The organism is Dehalococcoidales bacterium (assembly GCA_041652735.1).
Classification (GTDB): Bacteria; Chloroflexota; Dehalococcoidia; order Dehalococcoidales; family RBG-16-60-22; genus RBG-13-51-18.
In genome coordinates this window covers 36,772-60,799 of the sequence record JBAZGT010000001.1, presented here as the reverse complement: position 1 = coordinate 60,799, position 24,028 = coordinate 36,772, and the positions used below count along the sequence as shown (strand labels likewise).

The 24,028-nt window shown below is 51.1% G+C and carries 24 protein-coding genes, 1 other RNA gene and 1 pseudogene; 6 read left to right on the top strand and 20 right to left on the bottom strand.

Annotation, left to right across the window (positions count from 1 at the left end):
• Positions 1 to 17: 17 nt before the first annotated feature.
• From WC370_00295 to WC370_00275, 5 genes are all read right to left on the bottom strand, one after another.
• On the bottom strand, positions 18 to 905 hold the full coding sequence (locus tag WC370_00295) for a DUF4350 domain-containing protein (protein ID MFA5307908.1): 888 nt from the start codon (positions 903 to 905) through the stop codon (positions 18 to 20).
• Positions 892 to 2,529, bottom strand: a complete 1,638-nt coding sequence (locus WC370_00290) for a DUF4129 domain-containing protein (GenBank protein ID MFA5307907.1) — start codon at positions 2,527 to 2,529, stop codon at positions 892 to 894. Before WC370_00290 ends, WC370_00295 begins: the two co-directional genes overlap by 14 nt.
• A gap of 24 nt (positions 2,530 to 2,553) precedes the next feature.
• Positions 2,554 to 2,805, bottom strand: coding sequence for a hypothetical protein (locus WC370_00285; GenBank protein MFA5307906.1), 252 nt, complete (start codon positions 2,803 to 2,805; stop codon positions 2,554 to 2,556).
• Complete coding sequence (locus WC370_00280) at positions 2,802 to 3,539, bottom strand: hypothetical protein (GenBank protein ID MFA5307905.1); 738 nt, start codon at positions 3,537 to 3,539, stop codon at positions 2,802 to 2,804. The genes WC370_00285 and WC370_00280 overlap by 4 nt, the downstream gene beginning before the upstream one ends.
• Positions 3,540 to 3,879: 340 nt before the next feature.
• The gene (locus WC370_00275; protein MFA5307904.1) at positions 3,880 to 5,790 is read right to left on the bottom strand and encodes a helix-turn-helix domain-containing protein; all 1,911 of its coding nucleotides are present in this window, start codon (positions 5,788 to 5,790) and stop codon (positions 3,880 to 3,882) included.
• Positions 5,791 to 6,112: 322 nt separating this feature from the next.
• Between WC370_00275 and smpB the strand changes: the two genes are divergently transcribed.
• Entirely contained in the window at positions 6,113 to 6,562 is a 450-nt protein-coding gene (gene smpB, locus WC370_00270; GenBank protein ID MFA5307903.1) for an SsrA-binding protein SmpB, read from the top strand.
• 25 nt (positions 6,563 to 6,587) lie between these two features.
• Positions 6,588 to 6,937: a transfer-messenger RNA gene (gene ssrA, locus WC370_00265) on the top strand.
• Between the two features lie 297 nt (positions 6,938 to 7,234).
• On the opposite strand, the gene WC370_00260 is transcribed toward ssrA, so the two are convergent.
• The 4 genes from WC370_00260 to WC370_00245 all read right to left on the bottom strand — a co-directional run bounded on the left by WC370_00260 (position 7,235) and on the right by WC370_00245 (position 9,542).
• Positions 7,235 to 7,774, bottom strand: a complete 540-nt coding sequence (locus WC370_00260; GenBank protein ID MFA5307902.1) for a hypothetical protein — start codon at positions 7,772 to 7,774, stop codon at positions 7,235 to 7,237.
• A gap of 33 nt (positions 7,775 to 7,807) precedes the next feature.
• The gene (locus tag WC370_00255; GenBank protein MFA5307901.1) at positions 7,808 to 8,005 is read right to left on the bottom strand and encodes a helix-turn-helix transcriptional regulator; all 198 of its coding nucleotides are present in this window, start codon (positions 8,003 to 8,005) and stop codon (positions 7,808 to 7,810) included.
• The gene (locus WC370_00250) at positions 8,002 to 8,622 is read right to left on the bottom strand and encodes a hypothetical protein (GenBank protein MFA5307900.1); all 621 of its coding nucleotides are present in this window, start codon (positions 8,620 to 8,622) and stop codon (positions 8,002 to 8,004) included. The genes WC370_00255 and WC370_00250 overlap by 4 nt, the downstream gene beginning before the upstream one ends.
• Positions 8,623 to 9,068: 446 nt before the next feature.
• Positions 9,069 to 9,542, bottom strand: a complete 474-nt coding sequence (locus tag WC370_00245; protein ID MFA5307899.1) for a hypothetical protein — start codon at positions 9,540 to 9,542, stop codon at positions 9,069 to 9,071.
• Between the two features lie 191 nt (positions 9,543 to 9,733).
• On the opposite strand from WC370_00245, the gene WC370_00240 reads away from it, so the two are divergent.
• Genes WC370_00240 through WC370_00230 form a run of 3 tightly spaced genes read left to right on the top strand, consistent with a single transcriptional unit; the run spans position 9,734 to position 12,964 of the window.
• Positions 9,734 to 12,526 carry a cbb3-type cytochrome c oxidase subunit I gene (locus WC370_00240; protein ID MFA5307898.1) on the top strand — a complete coding sequence of 931 codons (2,793 nt, stop codon included), beginning with the start codon at positions 9,734 to 9,736 and terminating at the stop codon, positions 12,524 to 12,526.
• 1 nt (position 12,527) lies between these two features.
• Positions 12,528 to 12,716, top strand: coding sequence for a cbb3-type cytochrome oxidase assembly protein (locus tag WC370_00235; protein ID MFA5307897.1), 189 nt, complete (start codon positions 12,528 to 12,530; stop codon positions 12,714 to 12,716).
• 35 nt (positions 12,717 to 12,751) lie between these two features.
• The gene (locus tag WC370_00230; protein MFA5307896.1) at positions 12,752 to 12,964 is read left to right on the top strand and encodes a hypothetical protein; all 213 of its coding nucleotides are present in this window, start codon (positions 12,752 to 12,754) and stop codon (positions 12,962 to 12,964) included.
• Here the strand turns inward: WC370_00230 and ccsB are convergent, their stop codons facing one another.
• From ccsB to WC370_00190, 8 genes and pseudogenes are all read right to left on the bottom strand, one after another.
• Complete coding sequence (gene ccsB / locus WC370_00225; protein ID MFA5307895.1) at positions 12,965 to 13,759, bottom strand: c-type cytochrome biogenesis protein CcsB; 795 nt, start codon at positions 13,757 to 13,759, stop codon at positions 12,965 to 12,967.
• 26 nt (positions 13,760 to 13,785) lie between these two features.
• Positions 13,786 to 15,174, bottom strand: a complete 1,389-nt coding sequence (locus WC370_00220) for a cytochrome c biogenesis protein ResB (GenBank protein MFA5307894.1) — start codon at positions 15,172 to 15,174, stop codon at positions 13,786 to 13,788.
• Positions 15,175 to 15,521: 347 nt separating this feature from the next.
• On the bottom strand, positions 15,522 to 15,851 hold the full coding sequence (locus WC370_00215; GenBank protein MFA5307893.1) for a NifB/NifX family molybdenum-iron cluster-binding protein: 330 nt from the start codon (positions 15,849 to 15,851) through the stop codon (positions 15,522 to 15,524).
• 102 nt (positions 15,852 to 15,953) lie between these two features.
• A pseudogene (locus tag WC370_00210) lies at positions 15,954 to 16,241 on the bottom strand (DUF134 domain-containing protein).
• Positions 16,242 to 16,520: 279 nt separating this feature from the next.
• Positions 16,521 to 17,324: a sulfite exporter TauE/SafE family protein gene (locus tag WC370_00205; GenBank protein MFA5307892.1), complete on the bottom strand. Its 804-nt coding sequence runs from the start codon at positions 17,322 to 17,324 to the stop codon at positions 16,521 to 16,523.
• Positions 17,325 to 17,379: 55 nt separating this feature from the next.
• Positions 17,380 to 17,967 (bottom strand): FmdE family protein, encoded by a 588-nt coding sequence (locus tag WC370_00200; protein ID MFA5307891.1) that lies wholly within the window; start codon positions 17,965 to 17,967, stop codon positions 17,380 to 17,382.
• 15 nt (positions 17,968 to 17,982) lie between these two features.
• Positions 17,983 to 18,219 carry a hypothetical protein gene (locus WC370_00195; protein ID MFA5307890.1) on the bottom strand — a complete coding sequence of 79 codons (237 nt, stop codon included), beginning with the start codon at positions 18,217 to 18,219 and terminating at the stop codon, positions 17,983 to 17,985.
• Between the two features lie 157 nt (positions 18,220 to 18,376).
• Complete coding sequence (locus WC370_00190) at positions 18,377 to 18,811, bottom strand: metalloregulator ArsR/SmtB family transcription factor (protein MFA5307889.1); 435 nt, start codon at positions 18,809 to 18,811, stop codon at positions 18,377 to 18,379.
• A gap of 156 nt (positions 18,812 to 18,967) precedes the next feature.
• Between WC370_00190 and WC370_00185 the strand changes: the two genes are divergently transcribed.
• A complete protein-coding gene (locus tag WC370_00185) occupies positions 18,968 to 19,315 on the top strand; it encodes a DsrE family protein (protein MFA5307888.1) in 348 nt (115 codons plus the stop codon).
• A gap of 53 nt (positions 19,316 to 19,368) precedes the next feature.
• Here the strand turns inward: WC370_00185 and WC370_00180 are convergent, their stop codons facing one another.
• The 3 genes from WC370_00180 to WC370_00170 are packed head-to-tail and all read right to left on the bottom strand — an operon-like array spanning position 19,369 to position 23,922.
• Positions 19,369 to 21,795 (bottom strand): plasma-membrane proton-efflux P-type ATPase, encoded by a 2,427-nt coding sequence (locus tag WC370_00180; protein ID MFA5307887.1) that lies wholly within the window; start codon positions 21,793 to 21,795, stop codon positions 19,369 to 19,371.
• A 29-nt stretch (positions 21,796 to 21,824) separates the two neighbouring features.
• Entirely contained in the window at positions 21,825 to 23,234 is a 1,410-nt protein-coding gene (locus WC370_00175; protein MFA5307886.1) for an ATP-binding protein, read from the bottom strand.
• Positions 23,227 to 23,922, bottom strand: coding sequence for a response regulator transcription factor (locus tag WC370_00170; protein MFA5307885.1), 696 nt, complete (start codon positions 23,920 to 23,922; stop codon positions 23,227 to 23,229). The genes WC370_00175 and WC370_00170 overlap by 8 nt, the downstream gene beginning before the upstream one ends.
• Between the last annotated feature and the right edge of the window lie 106 nt (positions 23,923 to 24,028).

Below are 24,028 nucleotides of genomic sequence, written 5' to 3'. Positions count from 1 at the left end.
CCGTCTCCTTGCTGATTTTACGTTTTCTTTTTATGCCACACCGGTATCAATACCAGCGCCAGGGACGCGGCTGCCAGCAGGGTGGTCCCCGCCGGATTGCTGATGAGCCCGCGCGCCTGTGCTAGCGTTCTTTTCGTTTTCGCCAGGTCGGATGCCGGCAGGTGGGAAAGGTCGAAATAGACGCTGCCCCCCGCCCCGCTGCTGAAGATGTTTTGTACCAGGGCGGCGTTGTCGCCGGTCTTTTGCATGCTGTTGATAAAGATTGACGGGTCGGCGATGAGTATCACCTGCCCCTTGCCCCGGCTCTGCTGCGCTATTACCGCCAGGGGTCCCTGCGGCTCACCGGCGTCATAAGAGCCGCTGCCGTTAAGGTCGAGGAAGCTGAAAGAGGAAGACCTGGCGATAATCTGGTCGCCGTCCGCCCCCTCGATGCCGGTGGCGTGGTTCAGCACCAGCGTGGTGACGTTATCGGTCAGCGGGTTGGTCTCCAGCCGCGTAATGCTGGGGAATTGTCCGCTCCGGTAGTTCACCATCGGGTCGATTAGTTTCTCTCCGGCAAAGCGCGCCGCCAGTCCCAGGTACGCCAGCACCTGGTTGCCATGGCCGTAGTCGTCGGCCAGTATCAGCCGGCCCCCGTTGGCGGCAAAGACGTCCAGCCGCTCCAGTTCCTCCGTGGTGTATTCCGCGTAAGGGATGGCTATCAGGGTGGCGCCGGTGGGGTCCGGGGGCAGGTCGGCCAGCCGGGTAAGCGTTTGCAGCGGGTACTCCCCCGCCATATCGCTGATGCCGTTCCAGGCCAGGGTCTCGTCCCGGAAATCGTCGTTGGCCGGCATCAGCCAGGCCGCCAGCACCAGGCCGGTCAGCAATACCGCTGATAGGACTATCAGGAACTTACGCATGCCCATCGTTAAGCTCCTTCTTGAGTGTGGCCGCCATCTTTTCGGCGGCGGCGGCCGTATCCCGGGTAACCGCATCATCGGCATAAAGCGCCGTTTCCGCCAGGCCGGTCAAATCTTTAAAATGCCCCGCCGCCGCCGGGGCCAGGTTTATCATACCCGGATACTCCCGCAGGGTGGTGCCGGGCGCCGGCATAACCCCCGTGTTCTTCACCACCTTGGCTAGGGCATCGGCGTAAGCCGCGGCAATTCTGCTTCTATTCCCGCTGAGCTTTACCGGGGGACGGGGAGGGGGCGTCAGGGTGGCGGTATCGGCGCTTGCCGCGGGGAGGAAGGGTTTTTCTCCCCGGGTCTCATAGACCGCCGCGCGCTTCCTGTTTCTCAGGATGAACACCGCCGCCAGGGCGATAGCCGCCGTCAGTCCGGCAATCAGCAGGGGGTTCAGGACAAACATCTGCCGTTTGATGGTAATTGTTTCGTACCAGGGCTCCGCCGGCTCCACGGACAGCACGATGTCCTGGACGCCGCTCCAGGAATACCCGAGTGACAGGTCCGCCGCAGCGGTAAAAGAGCCGTCGGCGCTCACGTCCACGGGAATTGCTTTTTTCCCGATAGTTATGGTGACATTAATGTCCGGCAGGGGGCCGCTGCCGCTTTGGATTTTGCCGCTTAGCTGCATGGTTTTGGGCAGGACGGCCAGCCCGGGCGACTGTATTTCCGCGGATAACGGCAGCCTTGTTACGTTGATTATCTGCCGGGTGGTAGCATCGGCGTAGGGCCGTTGCTCCGGTACGGTAATCGTCAGCATGTGCCGCCCGTCGCTAATCTGCTCCGGTAAGGCCATCTCCAGGCTGAACTGCGGCAGCACGAACTCCTCCGTCAGCAGGTTGCCGTCCAGGAATACCCTGATAATGCGCCCGATGCCGCTGCCGGTGGACGTTATCCCGCCGTTTATCGTGAACGGCTGCCCCGGGTAAACGGCGGCGGGGGCGGTAAAATCTATTGAGGTCGCGTAGAAAAAGCGGGTGATAATTTCGTTTTCCGGTTCCGCCATAAGCCTGTTCAGCTGCTCCTGGAGCTCCCCGTTCATCTGGCTGACGCTTTCCAGCCCGGCGTTAAGCTGGTCGTAGGCCTGTTTTATCATGCCGTCCCCGGCCTCGGCCAAAATGTTGAAATACTCGCCCAGGGACTGGCTGACCGTTTCCAGTTCTGTCAGCAGGTAATCGTTGCTGTCCAGCGTTGACCTGGCTTCGGCTAGTAGTAAAGACACTTCGTCAGGATTCCCGGCGGCAGCGGCCGCCTGCGCGCCGTGGAGGAGCGACTCCGCATTATTGCAGTTGCTCGTTATTTCCGCGCTCAGGGACCGGTAGCGGTCGGTGATGATTTGCAGTTCGGGCGGCAAAACGGACTGTTTTAGCTCGCCCAGGACTTCCTGAGCGTCCCGGTAGTCTCTGGTGGAGATAACGTCCATGATACCGCCTAGAGAATACAGCAGATCGGCGGCGTCCGTGGCGCCGGACGCGCTAGCGGGATTTTCATGGGGGAGCAGGCGGGGCTGCGCGCTTACCGGCCGGCCGGGGATAATCAGCGCCAGCGCCAGTAAAAGCAGGACGGTTGCCGCCAGTTTTTTCATCGCCAATAGGTTTTCCGGGGACTTTTATGTCAGGATTTTCACCACTTGTATGCATAAAACGGCGGCAAAACCCCCGCAGAGCAGCAGGCTGACGTAGGACAGTCCGCGGCGGGCTTTGCTGTTGATGTGGACGTAAAGCTCGGTAATGACCAGGGCTTCGATGATGAATATGGTAAAGTATATATCCAGGGCGCTTTGCCCCGCCGCCGCCAGCGCCACCGTGGTCAGCAGCAGCGCCAGCGCCACCGTCAGGATGTAGCGGTTGAATATCTTCACCGCCCCACCTCCAGCTCCACCCGGTAGGTGCCGTTGACTCTTTCCTCGTGGCTGATGGTCATCGGCTTGTCCCAGGCTTCCGCTGCTACGGATGCTACCACCACTCCCATCGGCTCGCCCAGGCAGCGGTGCGACCATGTATTGCCGTTTTCCAGGCGCGGATGGCTGATTTCTATATTGATATGGCCGTTCTGGCAGTCTACCCGCGCGCCGTCGGCGATGCCCAGCCTCCCCGTCAGCAAGGTGGTAAGCGCCGTTTCCAGTTCTGCGGCGGTGGCCCCCGGCCTGGGCTCCAGCATGATGGCCGCCGTGCTGCCGATGGTGGTGATAAGCAGGCCGATGTCCTCCGGGTTGTTCCCGTACCGGGCGATCAGCCTTTGCGGCAGGGCGCGCGTTATTTCCGGGCGGGAGCCGTTGCTGTGGAGGGGTATGAAAGCCCGCGGGTATTTGGTGGCCAGTGACGACGGTAGATAGATGGCTTTGGAGGTTATGCCCAGCTCCTCGATAAGGCTGGAAATGTTGTCTATGCCCGTTTCCAGGATCAGGGAGCAGACCTCCGGGGGCAGTTTGGGGATGGCCTTGCCCAGCGCGATGAGGATAAAGGCCAGGATAAGCATGCAGATGCCGGTAGCCGTGAACCAGGCGGTGTGGAATAGGAAGTATGCCGCGGCCGTAACCGGGACCCCGGCCGTTAAAAGACTGTAACCCGCCCAGGTATAAGCGTTTTTATTCACCCCGTTGGTTCCAAGCCGCCGGATATTTGCCGAATGGCTATATTTTAGTCCACCGTATGCCAAATGTCAAGTTTTTCGTACCTGTTTTCCCTCAGGTGTTAGGTGACAGGCTGTGTTACCTGCTGTGGCTTGTTGCCCGGCTTCTGGCTGTAATCGTCATGCTAAATCGTGGGGAAAGGCATATCTGGCGGGAAAACGGCTTTTGTATGCGATGCCGGAAACAGCGGGACTGTAGCCGAAGCCGCGGCTAATGGTTACGGGGTTGCCCGGGGGGCGCATAAAAAAGTTGCCCGGACAAAGTCTGCCCGGGCAACCTCTTACTGGTGGCTGGCTTTAGTTATTAAGTTTTGCGGCGGGATATCATCATCCAGATTACTCCGCCGATGATGATTACCGCGGCCACTATTATCACGATTACCCACCAGGCAATACCGCCGCCTCCCGTCGCCGGGGTGGTCGTCGGCGGCGCGGTAGTGGGTGGTGTGGTCGTCGGCGGCGTAGTGGTCGGTGGCGTGGTCGTCGGCGGCGTGGTCGTCGGTGGCGTGGTCGTCGGCAGGGCATTGACCGTCAGCGTGCCCGCCACTCCGTTGATGTCTATGGCGTAGCTGCCGGCGGTTGTCTCCGTCAGTGAGAAGGAAACGTTCTGGCTGGCGTGTCCGGCCAGAGTAATGGTCCTGCTCTCCTCGACCATGCCGTTTACCTTGAGGACGACATTGACCGAGCCGGAGAGGTCGCCGCTGTTGGTGATGGTTGCCGTGATGATGGCTTCCGTGCCGGCGTTAACCGTGGCCGGCGTGACGGACAGGCCGCTGGCCGTGAAGGAGGCCGGCGCGGTATGGGCTATTACTGCGAACGCGCTAAAGTGGCTGACCTGCCCGCTTATCTGGTGCGTGGTCTGGTCCACTGTGATATTATCCAGCGTTACCCAGGTGCCGGTGGCCGTATTATAAAAAGCGATGACGAGGTTGGCGGGGTCCACCCCGGCCGGTATGTCCTCGGAGCTGTAGGTGAAGCTTATGGTTATCGGCGGGGTGAAGGTGGCGCCTTCCGGCCCGAAGCTATAAGCCAGACCGATGATATTCGCTTGCGCCGGCGGTGCCGGTGGTGATGCTATCGGCGTTATCGTTATTTCTGTCAGTGGCGCGCCGCTGCTCGTAAGCCCTACGGTGCCTTGCGGAATGGTTACTGACACCCGGTTATCCGCGGAGAAGGCTATTACTGTTTGAGTAAACGTGCCGTTGGCGGAGATTTTACCCGTCAGGCTGGTGGTGCCCGGCGTGACTGTTCCGCCGCCGCCGCCTCCGCCCGCGTACAGTGTGAAAACGCCGCTGGTCTTGGTAAAAGTAGTGCCGCCGCTGGGGCTTTGCGTGGAGGTGGTAAGCACGGTGTCTATCTGATAGTTGCCGGCCGGCCATGACGCCGGTGACGCCCATACTATAGTATAGGTGATGGAGGTCGGCCCGGTGCCGCCCTGGTAACCGTAGCCGCCGCTCGTGCCCGGTACGAAGTAGTAGCCCTGCCCCTCCCACATGGCGTAGCCGGTGCCGCTGGCGGTATAGCCCCAGTGTGCGTCGGCGGACGCCGCCACTGATGCCGACCCGCTGGTAATGCCTTGGGTCGGATTATGCGTTGCCGCGGCGGTAGTGTCCAGCGGCAAATCAGCCAGCGTGGCGCGGTGCCCGGTTGGGTCGGCCACGTTATAAATGATGACATCTACGTTGAGCAGGGGTAGGTGCTCCAGGTCTTCCACCGTTACGGTTACGGTGAAAGTGTAAGCGCTGCCGAGTGTCCCCGACCCCGGGTTCGAATAGACTATCGTTAAAGCCTGGGTGGGTGAGGCGAACCATAGCGACAGCGCCACTATCGCTACCAGCAAGACCGGGAGCGCCAGGCGGTACATGCCCCGGAAAGGCACGGAGAATTTGGGCAGGGCTAAGGGCTTTTTGGCCGCCGCCTGCACCCGCCTGGCCTGGGCGGTGCGCACCTGCTCCTGCGCCTGCCGGTCCTTAAGGATTTCCGCGATATCCGGCGGCACGATGCCGCCGAGGGCCAGGAGCTCGTCCTGGTCGTAGTTCAGGACCTCGGCGAGCTTCCGTATGACTTTCTCCCGGGGCGGTGGTAAAGCGCCGTTTTCTATTTTGCTGAGATAGGTAAAGTTAACGCCTACCTGTTCCGCCAGCTCGCGGAGCGTCATCCCTGACTTTTTCCTGAGGTCTCTGAGCTTGAGTCCGAACCTTTGTTTGTCGGTCATGACAACATCTCCCATTCCGGTTATTCAGGGTTAAAGTAATGATATTATAAAGAATGTTGAGTAAAAAGTCAAGGACAAAAAGCCAAAAACATGACAATAAGACACTATATTAATAGTGAATGGCTATGTTGAGTGGCATAAAATGTAGTAAATAACGTAATAAAGTCCATAATTCGGGGGTTTGGCCGGCGGGAATATTTTGTTGAGTTTTTCGTTTTAAGGGGCCGGCGGCCCTAAAATATAAAGTGCGGGTTTTTCCGGTGGCGGATATGGTGATAGCTATATTGGGTTGGCTTTACGGGTGTGGTAAAATCTATATAGCATGGATATCAAGATAGTCGCTACCAACCGTAAGGTCTACCACAACTATTACGTCGCGGAGACGTTTGAGGCGGGCATCGCCCTGACCGGCTCGGAAATAAAGTCGGTACGGGAGGGGCGGGTCAGCCTGGGAGACGCTTACGTCAAGCCGGAAAAAGGTGAGCTGTGGCTGGTCAACGCGAACATCGCCCGCTATGAATGCTCCAGCTACATGGGCCACGACCCTGCGCGGTCGCGCAAGCTGCTGCTGCACCGCAAAGAGATTTTGAACCTTACCGGCAAGGTCAAGGAAAAAGGGCTGGCGCTGGTGGCCACCAAAGTCTATCTCAAGGGCGGCAAGGCTAAAGTGGAGATTGCGCTGGGCCGCGGCAAAAAGCTCTATGACAAGCGTGAGGTTATCAGCCGCCGCGAGACGGATAGAGAACTGGCCAGAACGCTGAAAAGCCGCTAGAATATATAGTAGAGGCTATTTTTATGGGGACGCGTGGTTTCGACAGGGGAGGTGCGTTACAGGATTGCAGGCCGAGGTGCCGCTCCCTCATTAAACTGGTGGCAAAAAACAACTGCAGAACCAGTAATGGTTGCAGCCTAACAAACTAGGTTGCCATCCAGCCTGACCCCACCCCGACGGGTCAGGACTGGGTGCCGAAAAGTGGGGGTGCCGCCGCCTTCATGCCGATAGAGGCAGCGAAAGATTAATCGGCTGGCCGGATTCAACTCGGTCGGTTGAGGTGACCCCGGCGAGATTAAATAGCCGACTAAGCTTGTAGTAAGTCCTGGACAGCTTCTTCTGGACGGGGAGTTCGACTCTCCCCCGTCTCCACCAAACCATACAATTCTTCCCTCGGGCATTATCGTCATGGGGATAGATTCGTGGGTTGCCAGATTTGAAATGTTATTCGAAAAGACTTCGATATACTTTACAACTTGAGTGTTCCTCACCCCACTTTTTTGAAGCCAATCCCCCAGGGTATTACCCTGCCACAACACTCTTTCACGCCCTCAAGTTGACTCGCTTTTCTTCAGAGGTCACAAAATACTTTCTTATGTAATGAAGGCAAAAAGCGGCTACATAGCGCCAATGCCTAGCGAATTAATCTCAACTATGGGGATATTAGGCCTATTATTGTACCTGCTCAATTTTTATCTCTTTGATATAGAAGGTGCCCTCCCCGCTATGCAGGGTCAGCATAAAGGAGTCTTCGCCTTCACATGTTTCAAAGGTTTCTTCAAAGGTTACCCACTCATCATATGATTTCTGAGTTTCCGAAGTGGGGGGATTGCCGTTTTCACCTTTGAACGTAAAATACCTTAATGAGGTTTTCGGCTTTTTCCAGAATGAATAGTTTATAACCGGGTCGGCATCGATGTTTTTCAATGTAAAAGACAGCTTATATTTATTCCCGGGTTTTATCGCGGCTTCGCCTCGAAGCGAATAGGTATCCGTAACATCGATTTTCAAATAGTAATCATCATCGTTTTCATAGATTCTCTCTACGGTAAAACCGTTGGCATCACCCCCGACTTTCATAACTATGGACAGGTCGTTTTGCTTGATTAAACCGTTGATTTCGTCCGATTCGGTATATTTTTCACAGCCAGAAACAAGCAGTAGTGATAATACAAGGAACATAATAAGAAATATGAGTTTTGATGTTTTCACTTTCCCCTCCCATGGCCATACTTGTCTGTAAAACTAGTCATCATCCAGGATAAAAATGTCTTCGATACCGGCTCCAAGCGCCCGGGCGATATTGCGAGCCAGCTTAAGCGAGGGGTTGTACTTGCCTTTCTCAAGGAAAATGATGGTCTCGCGGCGCACCCCCACGATTTCCGCCAGCTTTTCCTGGGTCAGGCCGAGGCGGGCGCGGTATTCTTTCATTCGCGTTTTCATGCCGGCTCACCACCCCTAAAACTCGCCCCCAGTCCCTTGATAAAGATTGCCAGACTTCCCAGCAGGCTGGCGGCCAGTACCGCCGGGGCCACCAGCAGCCCCAGTATGAAGAAAAAAGCGTCCTCGAAGCCGAACCAGGTGCTGACCATATTGTGCAGGACGATGACCAGCGCGATGGTGCTCAGGGACAGCCCGGCGGTTACCATGCATATCTTGAGCCAGCGTGCTGCCCGTTCTCCCAGATTGGGACGAACACGGTCATAGTAGTGGTAGCCGACCACATAGACAATGCCTACAATCACCAGTTGCCCGCTGATGATTAATGCCATTGGCGTATCCTTAAAGACATTAAACCTCATCATCAGTATCAGCACGATACTGGCGATGAAGAAAAAACCGCCGGTAAGCCGCATCGCGTTGTTTAGGTTATCCTTTACGCGCTCGTCGATGACAGGCAGCCGCCGGTATCTGACGAGTGACCATAATTCGCGATGTCCCAGTAGCAGGAAGCCGAGCACCAGCGCGCCTACCACGTACACATTCTCCCGAGAAAGCAGCATCATCAGTCCCAGCAGGCTGATAACGGCATAAGCTATTAGTATTAATCTTGTCTTCATCACTTACCTCCGCCCTATGTTATAAATATATAACGTTAGATATATATAACATATCACCGTTACAAAGACCTGTCAAGATGTCTCATAGAAATGATGATCAGGTGATAATAATCAAGGGGAAAAGGACTGCATCAGGTTATTTGCAGGTTCTTCATTTGTCCCTTTTTACTTATTTGTGACCTTGGAAGCCAAAAAGTATGAGCTTCTCTCCAGATTCGCCGGGTGATATTGATACCAACAAACCTGGCGAGAGTTGTTTTCGCGTCAGCTTGATATCGGCCAATATCAGTTATTGGATGGCTTATGGCTATTTTGTTCCTCTCCAGTCCAGTGTTCAGCCTATTTCGGGATAATGGTTAAACAGGCAGTTTCTATCTATAATGAATTACTTGTAGATCAGATTTGGAAATTGTATTTATATGCTGGCTGAAAATCAGGGCCGTGTCTCACGTATTGACCGCGTGAATTATCCCGGAGACGATGTGTGTCACCACAGACGCCATCAACAGTACCCATAAAACGGCATGAAAATTGTAAAAACGTTTGAAGAAACCGCCGTCCATCGGGGTTTTGGCGGTAAAAAGGTTATACAGGCTAAGAAAACTCCGGCACGAGGTAAACACCGCCAGCACGAGTATAAAATTCGCAATTGAAGAGTAAAACGCCACCCGGTGGGAAAGGGCATAAGGTTCGCCGGGGGACGGCAAGCCGATATGCGGGATAGTAACCAAAAGGTGCAATACCAACAGCAGAAAGAAAGCCACCCAGTAATATGAGTGCAACTTGAAATATACTTTATATACCCTGGTCTTAAACGAGTCTTTACCCTGGAGCAGGTGGAAAAATCCGGCGATATTCCGGCAGGTGGTAATAACGGCGATGCCGGACAACAGAATCCCCACACCTAGCGATACAATCAACCAGTGAAGGTAAATATCCTGGGGAGTTCCGTGAAAGATAATGATTCGGCCTCCTCCTGACGCGAGTGAAAATGTTATATTATTTTTATATGTTCTCCGGGTTTTAGCCGCTAAAAAAGATTGACAACTAAATATGGGAAGTTTTATTATTATACAACCCTGTTAGCTCTCGTGACAATGAAGGAGCCGATTTGTCTCAAGTACCTGGTGTCCAACCTTCTCCCGCTTTAATTGTAGACCATAGCCCGGGTGACCGGGCCGCCAGGCTATGGTTCCTTATTTCCGTTTTATGGTTCCCGTTCTTTGCTACTTTCGGCTTTATCATGGCCATCAAGTTTTTCCTGCCGGATTTCATCGGAGATGTATCCTGGCTCACTTTCGGCGTCATCCGCCCGGCCCACGTTAACGGCGTATTGTTCGGGTTTGTTTCCTCGGGGCTTCTCGGCGCCATGTTTTATATCGTGCCCCGGCTCTGCGCCGTACCCCTTTTCCGGCCCCGCCTGGCGATGCTGGCCGCCGTGCTCTGGAACGGCGCTATCCTGGGGGGCATCATCTGGATTCTCCTCGGCGGCAGCCAAGGCCGTGAATATGCCGAGTTACCCTGGGCTATAGATGTAGCTGTTATAGCTACGCTTCTGCTGATGGGATATATCGTCTTCGGGACGATATTAAGACGCAAGGAAAAGAAGCTTTACGTATCTCTCTGGTATTACATGGGTACCATGCTCTGGTTCCCGATAGTGTATTTCATCGGGAATGTAATGTGGCATCCGTCAACCGGAGCCCTCAACGGCATCCAGGACGCCATTTTCAACTGGTATTACGGCCACAACGTACTGGGCCTCTGGTTCACGACATTGGGCATTCCCGCCTGGTATTACTTTGTTCCAAAACTGATAAACCGGCCGCTGTACAGCCACCTGCTCTCATTGATAGCGTTTTTCACGATAGCGTTTTTCTATACCGGGGTCGGCAGTCATCACCTGCTTCAAGCGCCCCTCCCGGAATGGCTCAAGACCGTCGCCGTTATCATGAGTATTCTGATGATAGTACCGGTCATAACCTTCGCCACCAATATCTTCCTCACCTTGCGTGGTTCCTGGCACAAACTTATCACCAATTTTCCCTTGATGTTTATAATGGCGGGTTTGGTGATGTATGTCCTGGCATCCATCCAGGGCAGCTTTCAGGCGCTCCGGGACGCCAATATGTTTACCCATTTTTCGCAATGGCCGGTTGGGCATGCGCATTTGGCTTTGCTAGGCGGCTTCGGTTTCCTGGCGGCGGGAGCGGCATACTACATCGTCCCACGCCTTCTTAAATTCAAAGTATTCAGCAACAGTATCACCAGGCTTAGCTTCTGGGTACTCTTTGTCGGATTCTTTTTCTTCTTCTTGGCTATGACTATCGCCGGGCTGGTAGCAAATTCCGATTGGTGGGTGCATATCAACGTAGTAGAAACACTCGTGGCGCTTAAAATCCCCTTCATCTTCAGGGCGATGGCGGGCGGAGTGGTGGTCCTGGGGGCATTCATCTTTGCTTATAATATCCTCATGACTTTTATCCGCTCCAGGCAACCCCACCAGGAAGAAGAACACGAGCCGGCTGAAGCCATGACCGCCCTGAAACATTCTGAATTTATGCGCCGCAGCCAGGAGAAAATCAACGTACCGATTATCACCATTGGCGGTATGGTTGTCTTCATCATCATGACGTTTATGGTAGTGGCGATGCCGTATATGTTTACTACCGAAGCGCCTTCAGACCGGGCGCATGTCCTTACCGCACAAGAACAGCAAGGTGAAGACCTGTATAGAGCCAACGGCTGTTTTTACTGCCATAACCAGTTCGTCCGTCCGCAGGACTGGGCGATGGGTGTAACATCAGTAAACGGTGATTTTTATTATTCCATCCCGAATTTCATGGGCACGGAACGCACCGGCCCGAGCCTGGGACAGATAGGCGGGAAACGCCCCACCGAGTGGCACATCATGCACCATGAAGACCCGCGCAGCGTTTCTCCCAGTTCCATCATGCCGCCTTTCGGGTTTCTCTCCGAAGACGACCTCACAGCACTGGCCGATTATTTACAGAACCTTGGTTCCGAAAACCTGGTTACCAACAGTTTTCAACCCCCTATCCCCACCGAATACCAGGATAAGACTAACCCCTATCTTCCGATGATGGCGCAGGTAAACACGTTCTATAACGCCGATAACCAGACCTTTAGCGGCAGTGACGCCCTGGCCACGCAGTGGGGTGACCTCTTTGACGAGGGGAAGCAGCTCTTTATAGAAAAATGCCTTTCCTGCCATGGAGGCTCGGGCAACGGCCAGGGGCCTTATGCCCGCCAGGTTGTCACACGCCCGGCTAATCTCCATGAAAGGCTTATCAACTACCCGGAACCGCAGAATACCTTCCAGTTCTGGCGGATGAGCGCGGGCGTGCCCGGTACGGCCATGCCGCCCTGGGGATTATCTTTAAGCGAGGACACCATCTGGAAAATTGCCACATATGAGTTGAGCTTTAAAGAAGGCGCATTACGCTCTATCAGCGGCGATATTTCCGATGCCGAAGGCGATAACTATAACAATACCGTCCTAAGTGCCCCGCCGATATCCGGGACGAAGGAACAATACGATATGGGCCATCAGCTTTACCTGCTCTATTGCACCCAGTGCCACGGCAACGATGGACACGGCGACGGCCCCGCGTCCAGCAAGACAGCGGACGGCTACATTGCGCCGGAACCGGCCAATTTTGAAGAAAGCGGCAATGACTTTACCAACTACGGGCGGTGGGTGTGGAAGGTACGCGAGGGCGTGGAAACTACCAACATGCCGCCCTGGCGCTACGCCTTGAGCAATGATGAAATCTACCGGTTGGTATTCTATATCCAGGGATTCTCCACGGCGGATAACTATATTGCCAAGTGGGGGCCGCTCTATACGGATAGCTTCGGCAGGAATCTGAAGGGGCAATAATATGAATGAGGCAACCGTAGCCCAAACAATAATGACCCTTTTCATACTGGCAATCTTTATCGGATTCCTGGTATGGAGTATCAGGTCCAAGCAGTTCCATGATGTTGAAGACGCCAAATACCGGATGCTTGAAGACGAAAAGACCGGGACAGAAAATAAGGCGGATACCTGCGGGGAGAAACAGCCGTGAATACGTTTTGGCTCGTTATAGTCGTTGCAGTTAGCGTGGTAATCATAACCTGGCTGATTCTGCGTAGCGGCAGCAGCTATTCCGTTCATGATACAGAAGCGCACTCCGTCAATTATGCGGATGAAATTAAAGAAGGGCACGGCGGGATGACGCTTTTTCTCTGGTTGAGCTTCCTAGCCATAATTATCTGGACGATCATCTACCTGGTACAGCACGCCAGCGAATTTTCAGTTATCTTCAACCACTAATTAGCGGTAGCTGTGAAGCCCCTGAAAAATATAGTTACCGAAAAAAGTGAAGAGCACGGCACAAAATCCCACAATCAACAATATAGCCACCTTTTTACCTTTCCATCCTCTCATGACCCTGGCGTGCAGGTAGCCGGCGTATATCAGCCAGGTTACCAGGCTGGCGGTTTCTTTAGGGTCCCAGCTCCAGTAGCTCCCCCAGGATATTTCCGCCCACACAGCGCCCAAGATGATGGTAAGGGTCAATAAAGGAAAACCTATAACAACTGTCTGGTAGCTAAGGCGGTCGATTACTTCCGCCTCCGGTAAACGGGAATGCTGTTTACGTTCCCTGACGAGATAAACTATTGCCATCCCAAAGCCTATGCCGAATGCCCCGTAAGCAATGACCGCCGCCGTAACGTGTAAGCTCAACAGAGCACTTTGCTGTAAGGCCGGGACCAGGGAATTTACCCTTGAAGAAAGCGTGGCGGCAAAAATAAGCAAAGCCAGCGCCAGCACGGTGGTTATGCCGGCCACCAGCGCCACCTTGTTACGCCGCCAGAATATCAACCCGATGACCATGACACCCCAGGCAAACGCCAGGGAAAACTCGTACATATTGGAAAATGGCCCGCGGCCCGCCGCAATAGCGCGGAAAATAATAGAGAAGGTTAACAGGCAAAAACCCGCCAACGTCAGGGCAAGCGCGGGCCGCTGATAGCGTTTTATAATAATCGCCATAAACCATGCCGCCATTGCCGCGGCTTCCGCGGCTAATGCCCCGATAAATAGACCCTGCGCCCAGTTAGCCATAAGCCTTTTCCTCTCTTCGCGGTTGATTAATCAGTCCGGGGCAGCAATAAAGCTATTTCTTTGGTGATACGCTCTAATTCCGCGGTTGTATCAAACCCGCGCCTGCCAGATGAACTAAAGTAAAGCGAACTTCCATCATTTTCCGGTTTTACCGTTATCAGCAGGCGACGGTAAGGCAGGTATAGCGTCATCATTATCCCTAGCAGGAACAGTCCTAAAGCCAACCAGACCAGCCACATACCGGGGTCGTATTTTATGATGAATCCAGAATATGAAGCCGTCCGGACATACGTAAACTCAAGTCCTTGTATCTCCTGCGTCTCCCCGGCGGCCAGGATATCCCAGCCCAGCGGCACGTTCGCACCGTCTTCATAAAGCTCAATGCCAAGCTCGCCTTCCTGTAAAATCAGGTCAGACATATTTATGGCCGGGGCGACCAGGTAAGCCGTCAATCCCGTACCGGGCAGGTCCAGCTTGCCGAGCGGGCGTTGATAAGGTTCGGCATTCATGGTGCCGATGAGAGAAACGGTAGTTTCAACCACCGTTTCACCTTGAGCGTTGGTAACCCGCATTACAGCGGCCGGTCCGTAAAATGCCTGGTAAAAACGCAGTCCGGCGTAAGATAGGGGATGATTCACCATGACGGCCGCGGTCTTTACCGGCTGCCCGTCGCCATAAAGCGTGACATTGCTGCGGTACTCTTCAGGTGTTCCATCCGGCCAGTAATCAATAGTAAAAGAAGCCAGTTCCATAGTTAAGCCGCTATTATGGCCTACCGTACGCGCGGTACCTTCCGCCAGGATAAATGAATCTTCCTGGAAACCGAGAAAACTGCTGAATAAAAACCCGATAACGAGTAAAATAAGACTTAAATGGCTGATAACCGTACCCAACCGGGAAAAGGCATACCTGTCCGCACTAATAAAATCCAGATCCCCATGCGTTGACGTCCTGACACGGTATTTATGCTGTAACAGGTAATTTGAGACAGATAAAACAGAATTTTGGGCAGGTGATTTGGCGGATAAAACAAATGGCGATTTTTCCAGGTTATCCGCGGATACAGCGCCACCGGGACGGAAAACCGTTTTAAAACTGGCCAGGCGTCTGATAGTGCAGCACAAAATATTCAGGACTAACAAAGCTCCGGCGGTAAGAAAAAGCGGGGACCGGAAGACGTTCAAAAACCCGAATGACTCCAGCGTTTCCGTCCAAACCCCGTACTCCGGCCGGGCCACATTTTCTAACCAGGCCACGTATTCCACCGAATTGTAGCTGATTACCGGAGGCGCCTGTAATACAAATATACTGATGATACCAAGGACGATAATGATAAATATCAATACCAGTGCCAGGCGGATGGAAGTGAAAAATCGCCAGATATGTGCCAATGGTTGCAGGCTCTTTGATTTCATCGAGTGCCTTCCTCGGCTTATGCCGGCATGCTTATTTGCAATGGCTCATTATAGACGCCACGTACAAACAAAGTAAAATATCTAGTAATTGAAATTAGTGAGAATCTACAATGGAATATAGGACGGCCGGCTAAGGGGAAAATCATCGGGTATGGACTGATGTTTTTAACACGGGTATAGTCCCGGAATAAGGCCGCTAAGTTCCCGTCACCACTGCACGAACATCAGGATGTCTGATTCTCTTGCACCATGGCCAGATTACCGAAAAAGAGTCTCTAAGTATCTTACCGCAGTAACGTAGTCCGGACTATCACTGATTATTCACTTGAGTGTTTGTTTTTCCATGCTTATACTTTAGTACGATCGCAAATCGTGTCACCATGCTCGCAAACATTAACCCCATTCTCAAGAGTATGGTTAACATGAGCTACTACTGCCTTTTCGGGATCTGGTTCGGTTACCCCGAGCACTACCTCGATGTTGCTTTGTTGGAAGGCCATGCGCGGCCCCATTCCCATACCACCGGCTAATACCACGCTGACGCCGCGTTTTGCCAATTCACCAGGCAGGGTACCGCAGCTATGCGGCGTTACTGCTAGTGTTTCTTTCCTTGCTACCCGTCCTTCTTGATCGACGTCCAGCAGCATGAACTCGTTAGCTTGGCCAAAATGTGACATTAATCGGTTGCCACTCACCGGCATTGCATATTTCATTATTCCTCCTCCTTTATTTTTACAAGTTACATTCTGTTCCTCATGACAACAGATGGTAACTGGCGTAACCTGGAAGTTACCACCCTCGATCCTTATTGCCTTACCGTTAAGTAATGCATCAGCAACTTTTTGACGGGCTGATGCCAACACTCGCTGGAAAGTGGGACGGGAAATATTCATTTTTTCAGCTCCCTGCTCTTGCTCCAGTCCTTCCAGTTCTTTAAGACGCAGGGCTTCGGCCTCTTCTACAGATATGCATACTTCATCAAGGTCTCTTAACGGTATTCCCGCCGGTTTAAAATAATTAACATCAGGCAGAAACTCAACACGACGGCATTTTTGCGGTCTGGACATAATTGTCTCCTGAATAATGAGCATATGCTCATTATGATGATAACAAGGATATTTAGTATTGTCAATATATATGATCAGTGGTTCTTTTGCTTGTGGTGGATGATCGGTTAGTGTGACCATTATCCCCGGTTTCGCAAAAAAGATCGCCGAAGGGGGTGCGACCCACTACACACAAATAACCCTTTCTCCAAACTTAATATTCATCGTGCATGACAAATACTCGTTTGGAAAAGGAGATAAGGTAAAAACAACCAAATAACGATGGAACCAATATTATGCTTACTTAACAAATATATTTACCACCATCCAGATGGCAAGAGCGATGAGAACTATCGCCAGGACAAACCGGAGTTTTTTAATGCCAATTTTCAAGGAAAACATTGGCCCAAGTGTAGCTCCGACAAAGGCTGCTGCCGCCAGAGGCAATGCTACCCAGACATTGAAAGCTGACCCGCCCGCCAGATGGCCGATAAAACCTGGTAAAGCCGCAATCCCCACATAAGTGGAAGAAACACCGATAGCGACGCGGGTAGGGACGCCGAAGAGCAATATCAATAATGGCAGGACGAAGAGGCCTCCTCCCACCCCTATCATACCGGCGATAAAACCTGTTATGGCAGTAGCAGGAATGAGCAGCCCCATGGAAATCCGGTATCGGTACTCTCCGCAGCTTCTATCCCAGCATAGCCATTCCGGCATGAAATCGGGACTTTTACCTTCAGTCGCAGGCCGGAGCATGAAGACGGCGGCGATGATGAGTACTGCTGCGAAGATGATCTTCAATACCAGAGCGCTTACAAATTGAGCTACGTATCCTCCGACAAATGCACCTAGGATAGCAAGAGGAACGATGGCAAACAGCAGCTTCCAGTCCACCGTTTTCTTCCGGCCGAAGACCAGAGTTGCTGCCAGACTGGCCAGCATAATCATGAACAGGCTGGTGGTCGATGCCTCATGAAATTCCATTCCGGCTACCAGTAATACTGGCACGTAGGTGGAACCCCCGCCTTGCCCTACCATGGAAAATGGTATCGCCATAATCAATACGGCAATACAGGCAACGATAATAGCTATTACTGACATATCTTTCTCGTTTCACGGAGGCGGGTTCAAGCCCGCCTCCGTTCGATATCGTGGGTTAGTATCCGGAGTCAGGGATGCAATGAGGCTGTCCGTTTACCATTCTCACGTAACGTTCAAAAACATACTCGCCGCATTTGACGCACTTAACCTTGTTGAATGACCCCTTTACGCGTTTGAATTGATAGTTGGGCAATTTTTCAATCTTGAAGACCTTATCGTCCGGCTGGGCATCCGTCCAGGCAATAGCTTTTTCCGTAACATCGGCTGGGATTTGAGAGGGCTCTATACCCTTAATACGGTAAGCGAAGAATTCAAGCTTACCAAATTCATCAAGGAAGTCAGCCTTCAACGCCAAACGGACTGCGCCTTTCTCCGGGTGATAAAAGACCGCCGCCAGCTTGCCCCAAAAAGTCTTTTCTATTAAGGATTTGCCGTAGGTGGCTCCCGTGGCTATCTGCATACCGTCCATGAGACATGTTTGCGGATGTCCTACTCCAAGTTCCGGGATGATAAAAAATCCGTGGTCTTGCTCGTGTTCTACCCCAAGCTCCTGCATGGCACGCATCGCCATGCGGTAACCCAGCGGCATAAATGGACAATGATGTCCGTGAAACTCCCAGGCCCATTGTGGTACATTACTCATATTTTGTTCCTCCCATCAGAATACACTATTGTTTTTAGTTTGATTGCTTACAAGTTCTTTAAGGTAATTCATCACCTCAATGGCATCCGCCTCTTTTTCAATGTCTTTGATATTTATTTCTTTCTTGTTTAAAATGACACGCCAGTTTTTATACCGGAAGGAGCCAACTGGTATAGAAGGGGCATATGCGATCGTGGGAATGGCTTTAGCGATAATGCCCATTTCCTCGCTGATATCTTTCTTTAGCTTCACGACGGCACGCGTCGGTCCTCCGCCTGATCACTCTCAACCACCCTTGCCAACGATAAACGTTAGCTTATAATTCTCAAAAGGGGATTTATTTATGGGTGCCATTCTTACGTATCCTCCTTTACCTGATGACTGGAACTAATACAATAAAGCTGGAGAGTTATATGATTGCTTTAGTTCCGGATGTTTTGTTAACACAAACGGGGCCTACCCGCTCTGCCTTACGCAGGCGCTCCTGGTCGGCAGCCATCATCTTGTTCCCTTCAAAAGATCTGGCGGTCGTTTCTATAATAGATTTCAAATTTACTTCCATTCCGTCCCAATCGATGGAATAAAGCGACCATAAGCCGTCTTTATTTAGTTTGAGGAAACCGACATCATACAAAGCACTTAATATACGGGAAGCCTTTGATTGCGATATATCCAGTGCTTGCATAACCTCGCAAACACAGCAAGGTCTTTCAAGAAGAAGATTAAGTACTCTAAGCCTCGACTCATCAGATAGAACCTTAAATACTTTAACCAAATTTCTCATATCTATCTTTTCCGTCTCTTGATAATATGCATATTCATGCATATATGCATATAGTAACATGGGAAATCCTGTTTGTCAAAGATATCTTTGTCTAGGCATGGTTGTCGTTGCGATGGTGATAAAAACACTATTTTGACATAATATTAAGAGTGTGATATGAATACATTAAGAGGTAAAGATATTAGTCTATAATTACAAAATATGAAAGGAAGAAAAATGAATAACAAATATAAAGTAGTGTTTCATATTGACTATACAGCAAGGATTGATTTAGGCTTGGAGAATATCGTTAACTTACTTGCCGACCTTGGAGAGTCAAAAGTGGAAGTAGAATTAGTAGCTAATTATGAAGCTATCACTTTATTATCAAAAGCCTCTAATAAGTACGAAACCCAAATTGCGGGGCTTGCTGCAAAGGGCGTAATTTTCGCTGCTTGCGCCAATGCCATGCGTGCTCATAACTTGACCAAAAACGATATGTTAGAAGTAGCCGTAGTCGTTCCTTCAGCTGTAGGAGAACTAATCAAAAAACAAGCTCAGGGCTGGGCTTATATCCGGCCTTAGTGTTTGGGCGAATTAGGTTTTATTAGCCACATAAACTGCCGTTTCTCTTAAGATCACAGTCCATACTTTTTGAAAGCCTCGTATTTGGGGAAATCAATAGCAAGAGTAAACAGGGCTGAAAATCCCAGGGCAAAAAGAACCTGGTAGGGCGTCAGCGGGGTAATGATTCCACCATATATTCCAAGTATTGTAAATACAGCTATCGCCCCAATTGTCGCCAGAGCCAATTCTCTGCCTGGACGTGACGACCAGAAATATCGTCTCTCTCTTACGATATACACCCTGAACTGGCTGGTAAATATCAGCGTAAGCACCATGAAAGTACGTAACTGTTCCAACTGTAAGTGGAAGTAATGTGTGCCGATGAAAAGTGCTATAGCTCCCTCTAAGACAAGTAAAGCGCCGACTACAAGTGATGCAAATGTAATATTCTTCACATTCCATTTGTTAGGGTTAGCGGTATACTTTACGTTATCGGTGGCGAGAGCCATGGTTACGAAGTCATTAGCGAATATTAGTAAAGTCATACCCAGTAAAGAAACGACTATATCATGAAACCAGAAAAAGCCGATTGTGAGCAGCCCAATAACCTGAATTACCTTGGTAACCTTGTTTATGACCCACGTCAGCATTCTCTGGTAGATGTGCCGGCTTGTCTTTATAGCATCTATTATCACCGCCAGGCCTGGTTCGGTTAAGACCATACTGGCCGATGCCTTGGCTACATCAGTTGAACTGCTTACAGCAATGCCCATCTCCGCCTGTTTCAGAGCCGGGGCGTCATTGACCCCGTCGCCGGTCATGCCCACCATGTGCCCTCTGGATTGAAGAAGTTTGACTATTTTGTATTTGTCTTCCGGGTATATTTCAGCAAACCCATCGGATTCATCGATGATCTTAGCCTGCTCTGTTTCGCTTAAATTCCTGAAGTCGTCCATCCGTATTATTTTATCCCCAACTCCTGCCTGGAGAGCTATTTCCCTGGCGATGGCGATGTTATCCCCGGTGAGCATTAGCGGCTTTACTCCAAGCTCTCTGGCGCTCTTTATCATACTTTTGGAGTCAGGCCGGGGAGTATCAGCCAGTGATAGTAATCCAACTAGCTCAAGACTATCGAAATCATCAACGGCTGATCTGGCGACAGCCAGAGCGCGATATCCTTTCCGTGACAGTTCTTCCACTTTCTGATTCGCATTCTTTTTAGACGCTTCGTCAAGTGTTCTGCAAAGCGATAATACTGTCTGAGGTGCGCCTTTAATAACTTTAAATTGTTTTCCATCGGCAGCGACTACAGCCTCTGATCTTTTAGTAGCAGGCTCAAACGGCGTGAATGAAACACATTCGTAAGAGTGTTGCTTGATATCAATAGCTCGGGAGCGTTCCAGCAGCGCCATATCTATAGTATCTTTACTCTGTTCCTGGCAGGAGAGGCCGGCCATCATAATGACCTCATTTTGGGTATGGTTACCATATGGTATTACCTCGCCTATCGAGAGTTTGTTCTGAGTTATAGTTCCGGTCTTGTCCAGGCATAAAATGTCTATCGAAGCGGTGTCTTCAATCGAATCAAGCCTGGTAACCAGTACACCTTTCTTTGCCAATTCCATCGCGCCTACTGACTGGACAATAGTCATCACCGCCGGTAAAGCCACAGGTACTGCCCCCATGAGGAATATGACAGCAAAAGTCAATATCGACAGGATGCCTGCTCCAATTATCGCTGCATAGACGCCAACGAGAATCAATGCCCCGATACCCAGGAACATCATGTACCTGACGATGGCCAGCATTATCTGCTCCTGGTGGGATTTTGGCTTGGCAGTCTTAACCAGTTCTGCGGTCTTGCCAAAGTACGTATTTGCGCCTGTGTTTACCACGATGCACTTTGCTTCTCCTCGCTTTATGATAGAGCCCGAGTAAATGATCGATGATTCCTGTACATCTACGGGTAGAGACTCTCCGGTCAGGATCGACTGGTCGATAGAAAGGTCTCCACTAATCAGCTTGGCATCAGCCGGGACAATATCACCCAATCCTACGGAGATAATATCACCGGGCACGATTTCCCTGGCTTCTTTAGTTAGCCACTTGCCGTCCCGTAATACTCTCGCATTAATAGCCAGGCGTTTCTTCAAAGCTTCCAAGGCTCGTTGAGAGCCGCGCGACTGTATCTGACCGATGACGGTATTTATTGTAAGCAGTGCAAATATTATGCCAGCTTCCAGATAGTGCTTCAGGACAACCGAAAGCACAATGGCCAGTTCTAGAAGCCATGGCATCGGACCCCAGTAACGCGAGAGGAAAGCCAATATAGGGTTACTTTTCTTTTCAGCGACTTCATTAAAACCAAATACCTGGAGCCGCCGCTGAACCTCAGACTCGGGTAATCCATCGGTCGAAGATTGCAGGAGCTTGAGAGTCTCTGCAACTGAAGGCTCTTTGTACTCCGTGGTATTTCTTATGGTTAGAGAGTTATCCATGTGCTCCACCGAAATGTAGACGAGAGAGGTTATGTAGGAAGAGATATATTGAAAGTGCTGCCTTTTCCTATTTTACTCTCAACCCAGACATTGCCGCCGTGGGCCTGCACCATCTGCTTGACTATAGCTAAACCAAGACCGGAACCGCCTTCGCTTTTTGCCCGTGATTTTTCAACCCGGTAGAAGCGCTCGAAAATATGGGGTAAATGCTCCTCCGCAATTCCCTCCCCCGTGTCAGCTACAGATAGTATCAAGCTGGGTTTATTGACTTGATGGGCTGCATCACTGTTAACCTGCTGTATGGAGATTTTAATACTGCCGGAAGATGTATGACGAATAGCATTAGTTATCAGGTTTCCTAATACTTGCTCTATCCTGGCCGGGTCGATATTGACGTTAGAAAGATTTCCCGGTAAGTTTGTGTTTATCTTAATCCCCTTTTCCTGTGCTTTCACCGCAAACTGGTTTGCCTTACGCTGCGCCAGGTCGGCCAAATCAGTAGGCGCTAAAACCAGCTTCAGTTGCCCGGATTCCGCCAGGGAAAGGTCGCGTAAGTCACTGGTTAAGCGCGTTAACAGGGATGTTTGCTCTTTAATCGTATCCAAGTGTTCTTTGTCAGGTTGGAATACACCATCCTGAATGCCGGTAACGGTTCCTTCGATGACAGTTAAAGGAGTACGCAGGTCATGCGCAATATCAGCCACAATGCGTTTGCGCTCCTGCTCGGCTTTGTCCAGGTTAACCGCCATAGCGTTAAAAGACTCACCAAGATTACCTAATTCGTCCTTTGATCTGATATCTACTCTGTGTTTAAGATTCCCTCTCGCTATCTGGCGTACTCCGTTTACCAGCGCTTTAATCGGTCGTGTTATCTGGCGCGTCAATATGAGCCCTACTATTAGTGCAATCGCCGCGACTATCAGTCCTGTGGTTAACAATGAGTTGTTAAAGCGGTCGATAAAATCCTGTTCCAGCGTAGCAACCGAAGTTGGAGTGGAGGAAGTGCCACCTTTTCCTCCACCCATGAACCCTTTACCATTCCCCACCTGACTTGTGATTAGGTATAGTTCACCAACATCTTGCCCGGATGCGGTGATGGTCGTACCGTTACTCAATCCAACGCTGCCGGCTGTCTTCCCAACCCACTGGTTTATTGAATCGCCGACGATTATTCCAGTAGCATCAGCTACAACCAGCCGGTCGTTGGGGGAACGGAGGAAATCGGGGAGCAATGACTGAATCCCATCCCAGTTTCCTTCTTTAGAGTAAAGTTGACTTAGAGCGGCGCTCGTACTTTGAATATTCTTCTGGTTACCCTGCGCAACATACTGGTTAAACTCGCGGGTAGTATTGAGATTGATAAGATATGCCATTAGTCCAACGGAAATAGCTACTATCAGCAACAGGGCGCCAGCCAGTTTCCAGCTTAAGCTACGCATCCGAATTCTCCTCCAGCTTGTAGCCGGCTCCGTGAACCGTGATTATGTATTTCGGATGGTTAGGGTCTATCTCAATTTTTTTACGCAGGTTTTTAATATGGCTATCTATTGTTCGCTCATAACCCTCGTATGCCTCGCCCTGAATTTTGTCGAGCAGCTGCATCCGGGTATAGACTCTACCCGGGCTTTCCGCCAGAACCTGGAGAAGGTCGAATTCGGTTGATGTCAGCTCGATAATAGTATCGCCGCGGCGTACCATACGCCGCTCGATATCTATGATTAAATCACCTGTATTGATAACATGCGTAAGGGCGGGTCTGTTTTCATATCGCCTTAACACCGCCCTTACCCGCGAGACAATCTCCTTTGGGTCGAAAGGCTTAGTAACGTAATCGTCGGCGCCTAATTCGAGCCCGACGATTTTATCCGTGGTATCGTCTCGTGCCGTAAGCATGATGATGGGTACATCCGATTCTTTACGTATTGTGCGGCAAACATCCCAGCCGCTGATTTCGGGGAGCATCAGGTCCAGCACTACAAGATCTGGATGTTCTTTTCGTGTTAGTTCAAGTGCCACCTTGCCATCGTAGGCAGTAACAACCTTATAGCCATCCCTCTCTAGGTAGGCCTTTACAATTTCAACGATTTTCTTTTCGTCATCGACTACCAGAATTCTATTAGATGGCAACGCTCAACTCCCCGACAGGTATATTCGCTTTCATATTACTATTCAGCCAGATATATGGCAAATGAGGCAGGTAGAAACTTCCTCCACCTGCCTCTTTGTTCTATAA